Annotated in this window: 14 protein-coding genes and 2 tRNA genes; 6 read left to right on the top strand and 10 right to left on the bottom strand. The window is 62.9% G+C overall.

The window, feature by feature from the left end; genetic code table 11:
• Positions 1 to 73: 73 nt before the first annotated feature.
• The gene (gene queC / locus CTR2_RS24730; protein ID WP_176391577.1) at positions 74 to 838 is read left to right on the top strand and encodes a 7-cyano-7-deazaguanine synthase QueC; all 765 of its coding nucleotides are present in this window, start codon (positions 74 to 76) and stop codon (positions 836 to 838) included.
• A gap of 118 nt (positions 839 to 956) precedes the next feature.
• Here queC and CTR2_RS24725 read toward each other — a convergent pair whose 3' ends face one another.
• Entirely contained in the window at positions 957 to 1,217 is a 261-nt protein-coding gene (locus tag CTR2_RS24725) for a hypothetical protein (protein WP_034354650.1), read from the bottom strand.
• An 18-nt stretch (positions 1,218 to 1,235) separates the two neighbouring features.
• Complete coding sequence (locus tag CTR2_RS24720) at positions 1,236 to 1,808, bottom strand: 5-formyltetrahydrofolate cyclo-ligase (RefSeq protein WP_054073811.1); 573 nt, start codon at positions 1,806 to 1,808, stop codon at positions 1,236 to 1,238.
• Between the two features lie 15 nt (positions 1,809 to 1,823).
• Here CTR2_RS24720 and CTR2_RS24715 point away from each other — a divergent pair, with 15 nt between their 5' ends.
• The 3 genes from CTR2_RS24715 (at position 1,824) to CTR2_RS24705 (ending at position 7,122) form a co-directional block, all read left to right on the top strand.
• The gene (locus CTR2_RS24715) at positions 1,824 to 3,803 is read left to right on the top strand and encodes a lytic transglycosylase domain-containing protein (protein ID WP_087080212.1); all 1,980 of its coding nucleotides are present in this window, start codon (positions 1,824 to 1,826) and stop codon (positions 3,801 to 3,803) included.
• Positions 3,804 to 4,159: 356 nt separating this feature from the next.
• Entirely contained in the window at positions 4,160 to 6,340 is a 2,181-nt protein-coding gene (locus CTR2_RS24710) for a TonB-dependent receptor domain-containing protein (RefSeq protein WP_087080214.1), read from the top strand.
• 209 nt (positions 6,341 to 6,549) lie between these two features.
• Positions 6,550 to 7,122: a DUF4124 domain-containing protein gene (locus CTR2_RS24705; protein WP_087080215.1), complete on the top strand. Its 573-nt coding sequence runs from the start codon at positions 6,550 to 6,552 to the stop codon at positions 7,120 to 7,122.
• 28 nt (positions 7,123 to 7,150) lie between these two features.
• On the opposite strand, the gene CTR2_RS24700 is transcribed toward CTR2_RS24705, so the two are convergent.
• The 3 genes from CTR2_RS24700 to CTR2_RS24690 all read right to left on the bottom strand — a co-directional run bounded on the left by CTR2_RS24700 (position 7,151) and on the right by CTR2_RS24690 (position 11,173).
• Complete coding sequence (locus CTR2_RS24700) at positions 7,151 to 7,831, bottom strand: Fe2+-dependent dioxygenase (RefSeq protein ID WP_087080217.1); 681 nt, start codon at positions 7,829 to 7,831, stop codon at positions 7,151 to 7,153.
• A 200-nt stretch (positions 7,832 to 8,031) separates the two neighbouring features.
• Positions 8,032 to 10,389 carry a catecholate siderophore receptor Fiu gene (locus tag CTR2_RS24695; RefSeq protein ID WP_087080219.1) on the bottom strand — a complete coding sequence of 786 codons (2,358 nt, stop codon included), beginning with the start codon at positions 10,387 to 10,389 and terminating at the stop codon, positions 8,032 to 8,034.
• A gap of 340 nt (positions 10,390 to 10,729) precedes the next feature.
• Positions 10,730 to 11,173 (bottom strand): MarR family winged helix-turn-helix transcriptional regulator, encoded by a 444-nt coding sequence (locus CTR2_RS24690; protein ID WP_087080221.1) that lies wholly within the window; start codon positions 11,171 to 11,173, stop codon positions 10,730 to 10,732.
• 67 nt (positions 11,174 to 11,240) lie between these two features.
• Between CTR2_RS24690 and CTR2_RS24685 the strand changes: the two genes are divergently transcribed.
• A complete protein-coding gene (locus tag CTR2_RS24685) occupies positions 11,241 to 12,041 on the top strand; it encodes a siderophore-interacting protein (protein ID WP_087080223.1) in 801 nt (266 codons plus the stop codon).
• Positions 12,034 to 12,309: a DUF2798 domain-containing protein gene (locus tag CTR2_RS24680; RefSeq protein WP_087080225.1), complete on the top strand. Its 276-nt coding sequence runs from the start codon at positions 12,034 to 12,036 to the stop codon at positions 12,307 to 12,309. Before CTR2_RS24685 ends, CTR2_RS24680 begins: the two co-directional genes overlap by 8 nt.
• A gap of 7 nt (positions 12,310 to 12,316) precedes the next feature.
• Here the strand turns inward: CTR2_RS24680 and CTR2_RS24675 are convergent, their stop codons facing one another.
• The 5 genes from CTR2_RS24675 to CTR2_RS24655 all read right to left on the bottom strand — a co-directional run bounded on the left by CTR2_RS24675 (position 12,317) and on the right by CTR2_RS24655 (position 15,864).
• Positions 12,317 to 13,279, bottom strand: a complete 963-nt coding sequence (locus CTR2_RS24675; RefSeq protein ID WP_087080227.1) for an MBL fold metallo-hydrolase — start codon at positions 13,277 to 13,279, stop codon at positions 12,317 to 12,319.
• Positions 13,280 to 13,363: 84 nt separating this feature from the next.
• Positions 13,364 to 13,816, bottom strand: coding sequence for a bacteriohemerythrin (locus CTR2_RS24670; RefSeq protein WP_087084425.1), 453 nt, complete (start codon positions 13,814 to 13,816; stop codon positions 13,364 to 13,366).
• A 116-nt stretch (positions 13,817 to 13,932) separates the two neighbouring features.
• Positions 13,933 to 14,007 (bottom strand) — tRNA-Val (locus CTR2_RS24665).
• A 6-nt stretch (positions 14,008 to 14,013) separates the two neighbouring features.
• A tRNA-Val gene (locus tag CTR2_RS24660) sits at positions 14,014 to 14,088 on the bottom strand.
• A 66-nt stretch (positions 14,089 to 14,154) separates the two neighbouring features.
• On the bottom strand, positions 14,155 to 15,864 hold the full coding sequence (locus CTR2_RS24655) for an AMP-binding protein (RefSeq protein WP_087080229.1): 1,710 nt from the start codon (positions 15,862 to 15,864) through the stop codon (positions 14,155 to 14,157).
• Between the last annotated feature and the right edge of the window lie 88 nt (positions 15,865 to 15,952).

Raw genomic sequence — 15,952 nt, 5'->3', positions numbered from 1 at the left:
GGCCTGGCGGTCTGTGTGTTTTGATTCCACAGTCATGTCTGGGCGGCGCGGCGGATGATGTAATTGCACCACTATGGCAAATACTTCCACTTCTTCTGCAAACCTGGCCGCGCATGTGGCAGGGGCTGGTCACCACAAGGGCGCGCTGGTGCTGTTCTCGGGCGGCCAGGACTCGACCACCTGCCTGGCCCAGGCCCTGGCCATGTTCGAGCGCGTGGAGACGCTGGGCTTTGACTACGGCCAGCGCCACAGCGTGGAGATGCAGGTGCGCGCCGGCGTGCGCGAGCAGCTGGCTCAGCGCTTTCCCCAGTGGGCGCCGCGTCTGGGCGAGGACCATGTGCTGTCGCTCGACGTGCTCAAGCAGATCGGCGGCTCGTCCCTGACCGAGGATGTGGCTTTTGCCATGCAGGCCGACGGCCTGCCCAATACCTTTGTGCCGGGCCGCAATCTGCTGTTTCTGACGCTGGCCGGCGCGCTGGCCTATCGCCGCGGGCTGACGGTGATCGTCACCGGCGTCTGCGAGACCGATTACTCGGGCTACCCCGATTGCCGTGACGACACCATGAAGGCCCAGCAGCTGGCGCTGAACCTGGGCCTGGAGCGCCGGTTGCGCATCGATACGCCGCTGATGTGGCTGGACAAGGCCCAGACCTGGCAGCTGGCCCATGATCTGGGCGGCAGCGAGCTGGTGGAGCTGATCCGCACCGAGACCCATACCTGCTACCAGGGCACGCGCGATGTGCTGCACGACTGGGGCTATGGCTGCGGCAGCTGCCCGGCCTGCGAGCTGCGTGCATCGGGCTGGCAGAACTGGCGCGCCAGCCAGTCGGTGTCCTGAAATCGATAGCTGCTTGCGCTTGATGAAAAAGGACTTCAGGCTGAAAAAGCATTGAAGTCATTTGATTTGAAGTGGTAAATGCTCCTTAATAAGGAGCATTTTTTTCGATGAGTCCGACTCAGGCGCTGGGCCGCGTGGCGATCTGCCCGGCCTGAATCTGCGCCGTCATCTGGCTGAGCCAGGCCTGGCTCTCGGGGCGCTCGAACAGAAAGTCCCAGATGGCATCGTGCTGGCGCGGTGTCAGGCCGAGCGCGCCATGGCGGCGCATATGGGATTGCAGCCGCAGCACCTCGGGGTGCGTGAGCGGCAGCTGCATCACGGTCAGTGGCGGGCGCTGGCGGTAGCGGCGCTGGGGAATGTTCTTGCGGGGACGACTCATGGCAAAGCGATTCAAAGGTTAGACGGGCCAGACCACGCCGTTGTCGTTGAGGATGGCGTCCAGTGGCAGGTCATGGGCCTCGGGCTGGAAGTCATCGACATAGCCATTGGTGTAGCCCAGGCCCACGGTGAACGGGCGCGGGCTCAGCTCGGCCAGCGTGCGGTCATAGAAGCCGCCGCCATAGCCGAGGCGGTAGCCGCCGGCCGCATAGCCTACGCAGGGGACAAACAGCAGTGTGGGCACCAGCAGTTCGGTATCCTTGGGCTTGGGAATGCCATAGGCGTCCTCCTCCATCGGGCAACCGGGGTACCAGGCGTGAAAACTCAGCGTCTTGCGCTGTTTGTCTATCACCGGCAGCCCGATCCTGCGCCTTTGTGGAGTACCCTGTAGCTCGCCATCTTCCTTCCAGCGATGCAGGGCTGGCAGCGGATCGAATTCACCCTTGATGGGCCAGTAGGCACCAATCACGGTATCGGGCCGCTCCATCAGCCAAAAGCGCATCACCTGCTGCAGCGCATCGGCGCGTTGCAGGCGATCTGGAAGGTTGAGGCGCAGTTCAATCAACTTGCGGCGTAACGCTGCTTTGTCCATCGGATAATTTCCTCCATGCACTGGCTGAAGATTTTGACACCGCTTTGTGCGGCTTCCCTGTTGACTGTAGCTGCTCCGTTTGCGCAGGCACAAAACCCGGGCGACGCCGTGTTGCTGGATATGCAAAAAGCATTCCGCAGCCGCAACCAGACGGCGCTGACCCAGCTCCTGCCCCAGGCTGCCGGTCACCCTCTCGAACCTTGGGCCGCTTACTGGGAACTCAAGAACCGTCTGGAAACCGCGTCGCCCGATGAAATCCAGGGCTTTCTGAGCCGCTATGCCGGCACCTACCAGGAAGACCGCTTGCGCAACGACTGGCTGCTGCTGCTGGGAAAACAGCGTGACTGGAACACCTTCAGCCAGGTCTATCCCAAGTTCCGCATGCGCGACGACAAGTCCGTCACCTGCTACGCCCTGCTCGCCGATGCCTTGCAAGGCCGGGGCGCGCCCAATGTGGGCCAGCAGGTACGCGATCTGTGGCTGGCACAGAAGGATGCCGACGACGGCTGCACCACGGCCGCCGGCCAGCTGTATGCGAACAAGCTGATCACCGACGCCGACGTCTGGCGCCGTGCCCGTGTGGCCACCGAAGCCAATCGCCAGAAGGCGGCCCGTGATGCGGTCGCCATCGTCGCTCCCGAGGCCGCCGACCAGGTGGCGCAGGTGTTTGCCTCGCCCGCCAAATACCTGGCAGGCCAGAGCAAGGCACGCGGGCGCGAACGCAAGGAGCTGGCCCTGCTGGCCCTGATCCGCATGGCGGCCAGCGATCCCGATGCGGCAGCCACCCAGATCGAAGGCGGCTGGGGCGCTCAGCTCAATGGCGAGGAGCGCAACTGGGCCTGGGCCGTGGCCGGCAAGCAGGCAGCCTTCAAGCTCTCGCCCGATGCCAATAGCTATTTCGGCAAGGTGCGCCGCAACGAGGACCTGAGCGACGACCTGCTGGGCTGGAAAGCCCGGGCCGCGCTGCGCGCCGGCGACTGGAAGGCCGTGCGTCGCGCCATCGACGCCATGGGCCCGGAACGCACCGACCCGACCTGGGCCTACTGGAAAGCCAAGGCCATGCTGGCGGGCCGCCCCAATGCCGAGGAAAAGGCCGAAGCCCGCCAACTGCTGGAGGACACGGCCGGCAGCAGCAGCTTCTATGAACAGCTGGCTCTGGAGGAAATCGGCCAGCGCATCACCGTGCCGCCTGCACCGGCGCCATTGACGGCGCAGGAAAAGGCGGCGGCGCGCAGCAACCCTGGCCTGAGCCGCAGCCTGTATGCCATCGGCATGGGGCTGCGCAGCGAAGGGGTGCGCGAGTGGAACTACTCCACCAATCTGCACCAGCCGGGAGGCATGGAAGATCGCGAACTGTATGCGGCCGCCGATCTGGCCTGCGAGCGCCAGGTCTGGGATCGCTGCATCAACACCAGCGAGCGCACCAAGACCTTTGCCGACTGGAAGCAGCGCTTTCCCATGCCCTATCACGACACGGTGCTGGCCAAGTCGCGCAATATCGGGCTGGACCCGGCCTATGTCTACGGCCTGATCCGCCAAGAGAGCCGCTTCATCATGGATGCACGCTCGGGCGTGGGCGCTTCGGGGCTGATGCAGGTGATGCCAGCCACGGCGCGCTGGACGGCCAGGAAGATCGGCATGACGGGCTTCACTCCCGACATGATCAACGACCGCGACACCAATATCACCATCGGCACCTCCTATCTCAAGCTGGCGCTGGACGACTTCGAGGGCTCGATGGCGCTGGCCGCTGCCGGTTACAACGCCGGTCCGGGCCGCCCGCGCAACTGGCGCAACGGCCCCACGCTGGATGCCGCCATCTGGGCCGAAAACGTGCCTTTCAGCGAGACCCGCGACTATGTGAAGAAGGTGCTCTCCAATACCGCCAACTATGCGGCGCTGATCACCGGCCAGCCTCAGTCGCTCAAAAGCCGTCTGGGCACCATAGGCCCGCGCCCGGCCAATGATCCCGAAACCATGAAGGACTTGCCATAAGCGGGTGTCTCAATGAGCTGATTGCTCATTTGATGATAGTAAAAAGCGCTCTGCCTGAAAGGTGTGGAGCGCTTTTTTTATTGATTCTCCAAGTGCTCAGACAAGACCCGCGCCGAGGCGCGCGTGAAATAGCATGCAAAGCTCCCTGTAGGTGAATAACCTACAAACAGATGGCGAATGAGACTGGTTTGCGTTTACAAAAGTACATAATTGCAACCGTCAGAGCCCATAACGTCACATACAACCTCGGCTTTGTCTCCCTTTAGCTGCCTGCCAGCTGTCCAGAAGGCCCACCGGGCCGCCGCTTCCTACCCGTATCTGTGAACGGCCTGCCCAAGGCAGGCCGAGGAGTCATCATGTCCAACGCAGCTCTGAGCCGCGCCCGCCACATTCGCTGGCAACCCCGTTTACTGGCCCTGGCCGCTGCCGCCGCATGCGCCGGCAATGCTTTTGCACAAGCCAGGGAGTCCACCATGGAGGAGGTGGTGGTCTCGGCCTCCGGCTTCGAGCAGGAGCTGAAAAATGCCCCGGCCTCCATCTCCGTCGTGACACGCCAGGAGCTTGAGACCAAGAACTTCCGCGATCTGGCCGAAGCCCTGCAGGGCGTGGAAGGCATTGATGTGATGGGCGGCACCGGTAAAACCGGCGGTCTCGACATCAGCATCCGTGGCATGCCCAGCGACTACACGCTGATCCTGATCGACGGGCGCCGCCAGAACGTGGCGGGCGACGTCACGCCCAACGGCTTCGGCGCCGCACTGACCAGCTTCATGCCGCCCATGTCGGCCATCGAGCGTATCGAAGTCATTCGCGGCCCCATGTCCACGCTCTACGGCTCGGACGCCATGGGCGGCGTGATCAACATCATCACGCGCAAGGTCAGCAAGGAGTGGGGTGGCGAAGTCAGCGTGGGCGCCGGCATTCCGCAAGACAGCGAATGGGGCAACCAGTACAAGAGCAGCTTCTACATCAACGGCCCCATCAAGCAGGATCTGCTGGGTCTGGCCGTGCGCGGAAGCACCTTCAACCGCGATGCCGCCGACTGGGTGCTGGCCCCTGGCGCCGCACAGCCCGCCGGTGCACGCAACCCCGCGCCGGCGCAAAGCCGCCAGCACAGCCTGGGTGCCAAGCTGACGCTGACGCCCAGCCGCTATCACGACATCTGGCTGGATGTGGACCAGGCTCGCACCTGGTACAACAACGAGGATGGTCGTCTTGGCAATCGCGATGCGGTTGCCAAGCCTGGTTCGCAGCCCGGTTATCGCGATGCGCTGCGTTTCAACCGCGATCAGGTCAGCATCGGTCATACCGGCCGTCTGGGCTTCGGCACGCTGGAAAGCAGCCTGATGCATACCGAAACCGAGACCATTGGCCGCACCATCCCCGGCGCGTCGGTGCCCAAGGGCGACCCGCGTGCTGGCGCCGATCGCGAGCTCAAGACCTCCAATCTGGTGCTGGACAGCAAGCTGGTGGCGCCCGTGGGCGATGCCCATATGCTGACCGTGGGCGGCCAGTTCTGGGATGCCAAGCTCAAGGACGGCCTGCTGCCCCAAAGCCACAAGCAGACCATGTGGTCGCTGTTCGTGGAGGACGAATGGCGCCTGCGCCAGGGCCTGACGGCCACGCTGGGCGGTCGCTATGACCACCATGACGCCTTTGGCGGCCAGTTCAGCCCGCGTGCCTATCTGGTCTGGGATGCGACGACGAACTGGACCTTCAAGGGCGGCGTGAGCCAGGGCTTCAAGGCTCCGCGCCTGAATCAGCTGATCGACGGTGTCAGCGGCATTAGCGGCCAGGGCCAGACCATCAATATCGGCAACCCCAACCTCAAGCCCGAGACCAGCACCAATGTGGAGCTGTCGGCCCTGTTCGACAACAAGGCGGGCTGGACCAGCGCGGCCACGTTCTTCCATAACGATGTCAAGGACAAGATCGCCTCGGGCGGCTCCTGCACCACGGCGGCCATCTCCAGCTGCGCGTTCAATCCCACGGCCGATTACTCCATCAATGTGGACAAGGCCAAGACCTGGGGTCTGGAGCTGAGCAGCCGCGCCCAACTGGCCAAGGACTGGGCCGTCAAGGCCGGCTACACCTGGACCAACAGCGAGGTGATCGAGGGCGGTGTCAAGAACGGCCAGCTCGCCAATACCGCCAAGCATATTGCCAGCGCCCAGCTGGACTGGACGCCGAGCAGCCAGTGGCGCCTGTGGGCGCGCGGCGAGTACCGCGGCAAGAGTCCGCGCTTCAGCGGCTCCTACGACAATCTGAGCAATGCCAACAAGGCCGTGTTCGATGCCGTGGGCGATATCAAGGGCTATGCGCTGTTCCATCTGGGCGGCAGCTATCAGGTCAACAAGAGCCTGAGCATCAACGCCAGCATCTTCAATCTGTTCGACAAGGACTTCCGCAAGTATCAGCAGGTGAGCGTCAACGGCACGCCGACCTGGGTGAACAGCTACTTCCAGGGTGGCTCCTCGGTGTCGGGCGTGACGCAGGCCGGCCGTACCTTCTGGATCACGGCGAACATGAAGTTCTGAGGCTGAACGCTTCACGAGCGGCATGAGCTTCTGAATCAGGAGCTGTCAGCGCACTTTAACCATGGGTTTCAAACTGATTCAGGTCTGAAATCAAGGGTGAAAAAGCGCAGGCAGCTCCTGTTTTCATATTACCGATTATTTCTTGCACTTCTTTACAAATACTGGTTATGCGCATGGCAGACCAGCACTGAGTGAGAGGGGAAGTCGCAATGTCAGCTGCAAAAGGCCGCGTGCTCATCGCCACGCTGGGACTGGCCTGGGCTGGTGCCCTGATGGCACAGCCCGTCTACAAATGGGTGGATGCGCAAGGGCAGACGCATTACGGCTCGCAACTGCCACCGCAGCAGGCAGATGCGTCGCAGGTCAAGGTCTCGCCCAACGGCAGCTCGGGTGCGGGCGCGGGGCGCTTTGGCGAAGGAGCCGAGGCACGCAATCCCGACGGCACGAAGAAGCTGCCCAAGGGTGCTCAGGAAATGGCCGACGGTCTGGCCCAGGGTCTGAGAAAGGTCGACGGCAAGGAAGTGCCGCTGAACTGCGCGCTGGCGGTGGACAACATCCGCAGCCAGATCGAGACCATGCTGGAGAATGGCCAGAAAAACCTCAGGGGCGGCTATATCACCCAGGCCCAGTACGACAGCTCGGCGGGCAACTTCGTGAAGCTGCGCTCCCAGGCCACGGTCAGTGACTGCAAGGCCGCCACGGGCCGCTCGCGCGATATGTACCAGTGCATGACCAGCATGCACAACCATCTGGTCGGCTGCGCCGAAAAGCACAGGCCCTGAGCAGATCGGCCGCTTTCAGAACACGTTCTCAGGTCTCGGCCCACATGCGCAGCAGGTTGTGATAGTGGCCGGTCAGGCTGACGGTTTCCTCGGTTTCGCCGAGTTTTCCGCGCAGGCCGGTGATGGCCTGATCCATCTCGAACAGCATGGCCCGGCGTGCATCGTCACGCACCATGCTCTGCGCCCAGAAAAAGGAGCAGACCCGTTCGCCGCGCGTGACGGGCTCGACCCGGTGCAGGCTGGTTGACGGGTAGAGGATGAGGTCGCCCGCAGGCAGCTTGACCTCGTGCGTGCCGTAGGTGTCGACCACGACCAGCTCGCCGCCTTCGTAGTCCTCGGGTTCACAGAGAAACAGCGTGCAGGACACATCGGTGCGCAGCCACTGCTCGGAGCCCGCGACACGGCGAGCCGCGCCGTCCACATGCAGGCCGTAGGTTTCGCTGTCGCTGTAGCGGTTGAACAGCGGCGGCATGGTGCGCGCAGGCAGGGCGGCGCTGAAGAACAGCGGGTTGGCGGCCAGCGCCTGCAAGATGATGCGGCCCTGCTCCTGGGCCACGGGCGAGTGCTCGGGCAACTGCCGGTTGCGCTTGACCTGGGCGCCCTGGCTGCCCACGGTGGAGCGGCCGTCGACCCAGTCGGCAGCATCGATGGCGGCACGCATGCTGGCGACCTGCTCGCGGCTCAGGACATGGGGAATATGCAGCATCATGGTGAGATTTCTTTGAAATGGAGAAGCCCCGCTTGGGCGAGGCTGCAAGTCGGAAAGTGGATCGCGGTCGCTGAAGACGGCGCGATCCAGGTAAGAGACAGCGAGCAAGCGCCGCCGCGCAGCGAGGCTGTCGTCCCCCTCCGGCGCCCAGCGCCAGAGAGGGGGAAGGTGCGTCAGCGCCTCAGGGGGAGAACTTCCAATCAGAACTTGAAGTTTGCAGTCAGACGGGCCGAGCGTGCAATGCCGGGGAAGTAGCGGTAGCCGCTCTTGTTGATGGCCGCCACATAGTCCTTGTCGAACAGATTGAAGACATTGAGCTGGATGTCCAGATTCTTGTTCACGCGGTAGCTGGCCATGGCGTCAAACACCCAGTAGGAGTCCGTGTGGTTGGGCGTGCCCACGGCGCCGTCCGTGCCGCGCTTGAGGCCGCCCGCATAGCGCGCGCCACCGCCGACCGTCAGGCCGAAGGGCAACTGGTAGGTGCTCCACAGGCTGAAGGCATTCTTGGGCGTATAGGTCAGGCCGTTGCTGGCGTCGGCTGCCACCAGGGCACCGGTGTCGACCTTGGTGTTCTGCACGGTGTAGCCTGCGCTCACGCCCCAGGCCTTGTTGATCTGGCCGATCACGCCCAGCTCCAGGCCCTGCACGATCTTCTTGCCGGTCTGGCCCACGGTGCCGTCGGAGTTGGTGACGATCTCGTTGGTCACTTCGGTGCGGAACAGCGCGCCGCTGAGCATCAGATTCTTTTCCGCCAGCTCCCATTTGCTGCCCAGCTCCAGCGTCTTGGCCTTTTGCGGGTCCATATTGGGGTTGGCGGCATTGTTCACCGCGGCCGACAGCGCAAAGTTGCTGCCGCCCGGTGGCTGTTGCGAGAGCGCGTAGTTCATGTACACGCTGCCATTGGGGGCGGGCTTGTAGAGCAGGCCGGCCTTCCAGCTCAGCAAGGTGCCGGATTTGCTCAGGCCGTCCGACGTGGTGGGCACCACGGTGCCAGCAGGGTTGCTGCCGCAGGGTTGGGTGGTCGAGGTGGCCGTGCAGACCGCCATGGCGTTGTACGAGGTCTTGTAGCGGTCCAGACGCAGGCCCAGATTGGCTTGCCACTGGTCGTTGAACTTCAGCGTGTCGAAGGCATACAGCGCCACGGTGTCGGTCTTGCCCTTGCTGTCCGCGCCGTTGCGTACATAGGCAGGCAGCGTGACGCTGGAGTCAGGGTTGTATACGCTGACCCGGGTAGGCACTGAGCCTGAGGTCACCAAGCCGTAATTGGTCTGTTCCTCGCGCGTCAGCTCCAGGCCCAGGCTCAGATCATGCTGCACGCTGCCGGTGGCAAGGCTGGTGTTCAGATTGGTCTGGTTGGTCAGGATGCGGTTGACCTGATCCTTGGTGTTGATGAGCCGCGCCATTGACCATGTGGATGGATCGGCGGGGTTGGGAGTCTGCAGACCATTGCTGCCAAGCACGCCGCCCACAGAATATCCCTGGCCCATGATGGCCGAGAGCAGATAGTCCTGCTTGGTCTCGCCCCAGCGCGTGGTGTTGCGCAGCTTGGTGGTGGACGAGAAGTCATGCTCCACCTTCAGCGTGGCCATGGTGGCCGTCACATCGTCGTGGTCGGAGGCCGTGCCGTAGAAGTTCTTGCTGTTGACGCGTGCTGCAGAATCCAGAAAGGCGCGGCGGCCTGCATAGCCTGCAGCGTCGGGCGAGGTGTAGCCGGGCAGGCCGATGGTGGCAACGCCGCCGTCGGGCACATTGCTCTGCTTGATGTGCAGCAGGTTCACGAACACGCGGGTGGGCGAGTTCAGGCCGAAGGCAATCGAAGGCGCAATGCCCCAGCGGTCGTTCTCGATGCCGTTGCGGCCCGCCACATTGGCGTCCTGCGCCATGGCGTTCAGACGTACGGCCGTGCCGGTCTCGGCATTGATGACGCGATTCAGGTCGATGCTGGCGCGCTTGTAGCTGGCCGAACCCAGGCCCAGGGAGCCGCCGAAACTGTTGTTCAGATTGGCCTGCTTGCTCACCAGATTGATAGCGCCGGTGGGGGCGCTGCGGCCGTAGTCGGTGCCGGCCGGGCCCTTGGTGACTTCGACTTGGTCGATGTTGAACATATCGCGCGAGATCGAGCCTATGTCGCGCACGCCGTCCACATAGATGCTGCTGGAGCTGTCGAAGCCGCGCATATAGACGGCGTCGCCTGTGCTGGTGTTGCCGTTCTCGCCCGCGTAGAAGGTGCCGGCGCCGGGCACATTGCGCAGCGCCTCGGTCAGCGTGGTAGCGCCTTGCTCCTGCAGCAGTTGCTCCTTGATGACGTTGACGGTCTGCGTGGTGTTGACCAGCGGCTGGGTGAACTTGGGCGAGGACAGCTGGCCGGGCGTGTAGCCGGTGTCGGCCTTGCCTTCCACCTTGACTTCCTTGAGCGTGGTTTCTGTGGACTGGGCTTGCGCTGGCAGTGCTAGGGTGGCACCGGCCAGCACGGTGGCGCAGGCGACCAGACCGGCGGAGGAAGGCAAGCGACCTGCGGAATGCTTGCGGCTTTGGATATAGATGTTGGATTGAGCCATGTTGAAAGGACTAGAAGTGAAGACAGTTGGCTGGCGGGTATGGGCTGTCTGCACTTGTGATGCGGCCGCAGACGCTGGAGGGCGTGCTGGCGAGTCCTGGCTGGCTAAAGCGTATTCGGGTACGAATGCATTAAATGATAATGATTCTTAATATAACTTTGCGAAAATTTACGAAGAAAAGAGTCTTGCGTTGTTGCAGGACAACATGGTCGTGATAGGCGGGCACTCGCTTCACTTCGGATATGAGAGCGGCTACCGCCTTTCATTGCTGCATCTCAGGGCGATAGACCGTTGAAATCAACAAGCAGCATGCGCTGGCTGCTTCATTTTTTGAGAGTCCTTACGGTCGCGTCGCCTGGGCGCCGTCCAGTGCCTGCCGCAGCAGTTCATGCAGCAAGGCCTGCTGGGCTGCAGGCGTGCCGCTGAGCAGTTCGGTGGCTATCTGTTCGCGCCGGTGTCTGAGCTGGTCGAACAACTGCTGCCCTCGGGTGCTGAGTTGCAGGCAGCGCACGCGCTTGTCGGCTTCGCTGGCCGAGCGCTCCAGCCAGCCCTTGTCCTGCAGCTGGGCCAGGGTGCGCGCCATCTGGGCCTTGTCGGTATGGCTGTGCTCGACCAGTTCCTTTTGCGTGATGCCGGGGTGGCGACCGGTGTGCATGAGGATACGGAATTCGTTGAAGGTCAGCCCCGGTTGCACCGCTTCAAGCGACTGAAGCAGGCGCGCGCGAAACAGGTGCAGCAGATCGTGCAGCACCTCGAACACATCGGCAGCGATGGATGAACTCATGGTGGGAAAGGTTGTTTGTTGACTTAGTCAACTTATTAAGGGATATTTCGTGGACTTTATCAACTTAATGAAAATCATGTCCAACACCGAGACAGTGTCCATCATGCAGCGTGTACGCCACGAATTTCGCTCCCGCCATGTGCAGCTGCTGGCGCGCGAGCAGCTCAGCCCCGGCTTTATCCGCCTGACCGTGGGCGGCCCCGAATTGGCAGGCTTTGTCAGCGCGGGCTTTGACGATCACACCAAGCTCATCCTGCCCCAGGCCGGGATGGACAAGCCCAATCTGCCGCAGATGGTCGACGGTCGCCCGCATATCGACGGCGAGCGCCCCACCATGCGCGATTACACGCCGCTCAACTACGACGCCGCCCGCAACACGCTGCAGCTGGAGTTCGCCGAGCATGGCTCGGGCCCCGCCGTGGAATGGGCGCGCACAGCCCCCGTCGGCCAGTGGCTGGGCCTGGCCGGCCCGCGCGGCAGCCTGGTCGTGCCCGCCGATCTGGACTGGCATGTGCTGCTGGGCGATGAAAGCGCCATGCCCGCCATGGAGCGCCGCCTGGCGGAACTGCCGGCCGGCAGCCGCGCCATCGTGCGGGTGCAGATCGGCAATCAAGTCGATCAACGCCACTGGAGTAGCGCTGCAGCGCTGGACCTGCAATGGGTGAGTTCGCTGGCCGATGCTGTGGATGCGCTGGAACTGCCTGAAGGCGACGGCTTTGTCTGGGCGGCGGGCGAGAATCGTGCCATGGCCGATCTGCGCAAGCGCATTCTGGCCAAGCCCGGTGCCAATCCCAAGCGCATGCGGATTGCGTCCTATTGGAAGCAGGGTGAGGCCGCCCACCACGAGGAGCTGAGCGCGAATGACTGAAGAGGGAGACAGGCCTTCCCGGTCCGCCGCAATATGGCGTCGCAAGCTGCACAAGCGCTACACACCCCTGGTGTTTGCCTTCTACATGGCGCTGATCATGGCCTTCCTCATGTGCTGCATCATCGTGGCTGCCAACGGCGGCCTGAGCGCAGGCTACGGGTGGCGAGTGCTCAAGGCCTATGCACTGGCCATGCCTTCGGCCTTTGCCTGCGTGGTGCTGGTGCGTCCGCTGGTCATGCGGCTGGTTGCCGCCACTGTGCAGCGCTGAGCGTTCCTCACTGATTGAGCAGGATGGGAGTACCGGTTGCATCGCGCCGCAGCTCGGCCGCGCCGCTGGCCACCAGGCTCTCGATCAGGCTGTCCAGCCATTGCTGTACCGTTTGGGCATCGAAGTAGCCTTGGTGCAGGGTGCCGAAGTAGGGGGTGGCATGAACCCAGTCCTGCAGATCCTGCACTCTGATGCTTTGCCACTCCAGCAGCTTGTATTTGAGCAGTACCTTGGCAGCATAGCTGGCATGGCGTTCTGGAGCCTGGACAAAGCCTGCCAGCCGCTTGCGGGCAATGCCCAGAGCCGCCTGCACATCGCCAAACAAGCCGCCGTGTCCGGGCACGACAAGGCGGGGCTCCAGGCGCTCGATGACGTCCAGGGTCGCGGCGACCTCGTCAAAGGCAGCAATGCCTTCGATCTCGGGGAAGACCACGCCAAAGCCGTTCTCCCATAGTGCATCGGCAGAGATCAGGGTGCGGCTTTCGGGCTCGAACAGAATCACCGAATGCGGATCATGGCCGGGAGCTGCATGGATCTGCCAGTCGCGCCCCGACAGGCGCACCGTGCTGCCGGGCCGCAGCAGGCCCGTGACGGCAAAGCGCGGGCATTCCTGGCCCGTGGGGGCATAGCTGAGGGCGGCCTCGTCCCAGTTGCGCACCTGTTCGGCCTGACCCGGTGCGATAAAGGTCTGCACCTGTGGATAAGCCTGTTGCAGCGCGGCATTGCCGCCGCAATGGTCGCTGTGCAGATGGGTGTTGAGAATGCGCGCCAGCGGCTGACCTTCCAGCGTGCTTTCGATCAGCGCCAGTGTTTGTGCGGAGTGCGTGACATAGCCGGTGTCGATGACGGCAGCACCTTCGGCATCGCCAGCTTGCGCGGCAAAGACGATATTGTTGGCCGACAGCCAGCCGCGCTCCAGCACGGTCATGCCGGGTGGCAGTGGGACATGCGTTGTCGGGGATGCATTCATCGGGCAGGTCTCCTGTGCGGTGCTTTGTGTTTTGCACAAGCCTAGCAGACCGCTCATCGCGCAGCTGTCGCGCGGGCGGGCTGCTCAGTGCGATTCGGCCGAAGACAGGATGTTGCGGCGAATCACCACGGGTTTGCCGCCAAAGCGCTGCTTGGACAGCCAGTGCGCCAGGGCCGAATCGAGATGTGTCGCATGGCCGGGAAACCAGTCCACCAGGGCCCGGGTCAGATCGCGGCAAAGGGCTACATTGCCTTCGGCGAGCTTGACGCGGACTTCTGCCACCGACTTGAGCACGGCCGCATGTTCGTCGATATGGCAGTCGCGTGGCGGGAAGCCGGTGCTCAGCATCCACTGGTCCTCTTCGGCAAAGTGGTGCTGCAGATGGGCCTCCATGGCTTGGAGCAGCCCGGACAGCTGCTCGTCGCTGGCGGTTTCGAGCCGGCCTGCCAGTTGCACGAATTCCTGGTGAATTTCGTCCATGGGGCCGTGTCCCATCAGCAGCGCGTCGCCCCAGGTCAGTGTGGGTGTCTCTCTCATAGCAATCTTCTTGTTGTCAGGCCGAGCCTTGTGCGGAAGATCCATTATGCAAGGGCGCTGGATTGCAGGCAGACAAAAGAAAAAGCCTCTTGAGGCTATGACTCAAGAGGCTTGTCTGGTGCGTGATACATGGATCGAACATGTGACCCCTGCCGTGTGAAGGCAGTGCTCTACCGCTGAGCTAATCACGCAATAACTGGTGGGTGATACATGGATCGAACATGTGACCCCTGCCGTGTGAAGGCAGTGCTCTACCGCTGAGCTAATCACCCGAAGACCGCAATTCTAGCAGCAACTTTGGAGGTCTTCGGGAAAACTCGTAAATTTTCTGAAAAAACTCAGTTCGACCGCAGCTCGCGCCTCAGGATCTTGCCCACATTGGTCTTGGGCAGCTCGTCGCGAAACTCGATATAGCGTGGCCGTTTGTAGCCGGTCAACTGCTCCTGGCAGTAGCGCATGACCCGATCCTCCGTCAGCGAGGGGTCGCTGCGCACCACATAGACCTTGATGGATTCGCCCTGCTGATCGTCCTTGACGCCCACGGCTGCACATTCGAGCACGCCGGGGCACATGGAGATGACGTTTTCCAGCTCGTTCGGATAGACGTTGAAGCCGCTGACCACCATCATGTCCTTTTTGCGGTCGATGATGCGGGTGTATCCCTCGTCGTCCAGCACACCGATATCGCCGGTGCGCATATAGCCATCGGCCGTGAAGGCCTTGGCGGTCTCTGCAGGCTGGTTGTAGTAGCTGTGCATGACGTTGGGGCCCTTGATGCACAGCTCTCCCGCCTGGCCGTTGGGCAGGTTGCGGCCTTCATCGTCCTTGATGGCGACCGAGATGCTGGGCAGAGGCAGGCCTATGGTGCCGGTGAACTCCTTGTTGGTGACGGGATTGTTTGTGCCTATGGCGCAGGTCTCGCTCATGCCCCAGCCTTCTATCATGGCGCAGCCCGTGGTCTGCTGCCACTGACGCGCCGTGCCTTCGGATGCCGCCATGCCGCCGGCCTGGGAGATGAACAACTGCGAGAAATCGAGCTGGCGGAACTCCGGGTTGTTGAGCAGCGCATTGAACAAGGTGTTCACGGCTGGCAGCACATGGAAGGGCCGCTTCTTGAGCACCTTGACGAATTTCGGGATATCGCGCGGATTGGGGATCAGGCTCAGGCTGCCGCCCAGTCGCATGGCGAACAGGCTCACGGTGAGCGCGAAGATGTGATAGAGCGGCAAGGCCGCCACGATATGGGTTTCATTGGCCTTGACCCTGCCTTCCAGCGCAGGGGTGAACCAGGTATGGGCCTGCAGCGTGGCGGCGACGATATTGCGATGGGTCAGTACCGCCCCCTTGGACAGGCCTGTGGTGCCGCCCGTGTATTGCAGAAAGGCAATCGAGTCCAGCGTGGCCGTGCTGGGGATGAGCTTGCGTCCAGCGCCCTCGGCCAGCGCCTTGCCGAAATGGGTGACCTGGCGCTGCTGGCTGCCGGCGCCTGAATCCGGGCCAAGGGGCAGGTCGAAGGCCGGCACCATCTTGGCCAGATGGCGCACGGCAAAGGTGATCCAGCTGCCGTACAGGCCGCCGAGCAGATCGCCCATGCTGGTCAGGCAGATATGGCGGATATGGCTGCGCTCCAGCACCTGGGCCAGGGTGTGGGCAAAGTTTTCCAGGATGATGATGGCCGTGGCACCCGAGTCCTTGAGCTGATGCTCCAGCTCGCGCGCGGTGTAGAGCGGGTTGACGTTGACGCAGGTAAAGCCTGCACGCAGCACGCCGGCCATGCTGACGGCGAACTGCGGCACGTTGGGCAGCATGATGGCCACGCGCGCCCCTGGCTCCAGGCCCAGGCTCTGCAGCCAGGCTCCCATCTGTGCGGATAGCCTGTCCAGCTCGGCATAGCTCATCCAGCGGTCCATGCAGACCGAAAACGGCCGCTCTGCATGCTGGCTGAAGGCTTCTTCGAGCAGGTGCACCAGCGAGCGGTACTGCTCGGGCTGCACATCGTGCGGCACGTTGGGCGGATAGTTCTTGAACCAGGGAGCGGCAGCGTCCATAGAAGAGGTACCTTGCAGAAGCCGCTCGTCGTCCAGGGAAGCGGGCGGCGGGTTGAACAAAGAAGGCCAGCGTGCAAAACCTGCGCTG

This window comes from Comamonas thiooxydans, from assembly GCF_002157685.2.
GTDB lineage: Bacteria > Pseudomonadota > Gammaproteobacteria > Burkholderiales > Burkholderiaceae_C > Comamonas > Comamonas testosteroni_H.
Note: the sequence above shows the minus strand (reverse complement) of the source record. Positions and strands in the feature narration are given on the sequence as shown.

Coding starts and splice junctions, on each gene's coding strand:
- CTR2_RS24720 (WP_054073811.1), bottom strand. CDS start 1,808: ATGGACAAAGCAGCGTTACGCCGCAAGTTGATTGAACTGCGCCTCAAC.
- CTR2_RS24725 (WP_034354650.1), bottom strand. CDS start 1,217: ATGAGTCGTCCCCGCAAGAACATTCCCCAGCGCCGCTACCGCCAGCGC.
- CTR2_RS24680 (WP_087080225.1), top strand. CDS start 12,034: ATGACTGAAGAGGGAGACAGGCCTTCCCGGTCCGCCGCAATATGGCGT.
- CTR2_RS24655 (WP_087080229.1), bottom strand. CDS start 15,864: ATGGACGCTGCCGCTCCCTGGTTCAAGAACTATCCGCCCAACGTGCCG.
- CTR2_RS24715 (WP_087080212.1), top strand. CDS start 1,824: ATGCACTGGCTGAAGATTTTGACACCGCTTTGTGCGGCTTCCCTGTTG.
- CTR2_RS24700 (WP_087080217.1), bottom strand. CDS start 7,831: ATGATGCTGCATATTCCCCATGTCCTGAGCCGCGAGCAGGTCGCCAGC.
- queC (WP_176391577.1), top strand. CDS start 74: ATGGCAAATACTTCCACTTCTTCTGCAAACCTGGCCGCGCATGTGGCA.
- CTR2_RS24710 (WP_087080214.1), top strand. CDS start 4,160: ATGTCCAACGCAGCTCTGAGCCGCGCCCGCCACATTCGCTGGCAACCC.
- CTR2_RS24685 (WP_087080223.1), top strand. CDS start 11,241: ATGAAAATCATGTCCAACACCGAGACAGTGTCCATCATGCAGCGTGTA.
- CTR2_RS24670 (WP_087084425.1), bottom strand. CDS start 13,816: ATGAGAGAGACACCCACACTGACCTGGGGCGACGCGCTGCTGATGGGA.
- CTR2_RS24675 (WP_087080227.1), bottom strand. CDS start 13,279: ATGAATGCATCCCCGACAACGCATGTCCCACTGCCACCCGGCATGACC.
- CTR2_RS24690 (WP_087080221.1), bottom strand. CDS start 11,173: ATGAGTTCATCCATCGCTGCCGATGTGTTCGAGGTGCTGCACGATCTG.
- CTR2_RS24705 (WP_087080215.1), top strand. CDS start 6,550: ATGTCAGCTGCAAAAGGCCGCGTGCTCATCGCCACGCTGGGACTGGCC.
- CTR2_RS24695 (WP_087080219.1), bottom strand. CDS start 10,389: ATGGCTCAATCCAACATCTATATCCAAAGCCGCAAGCATTCCGCAGGT.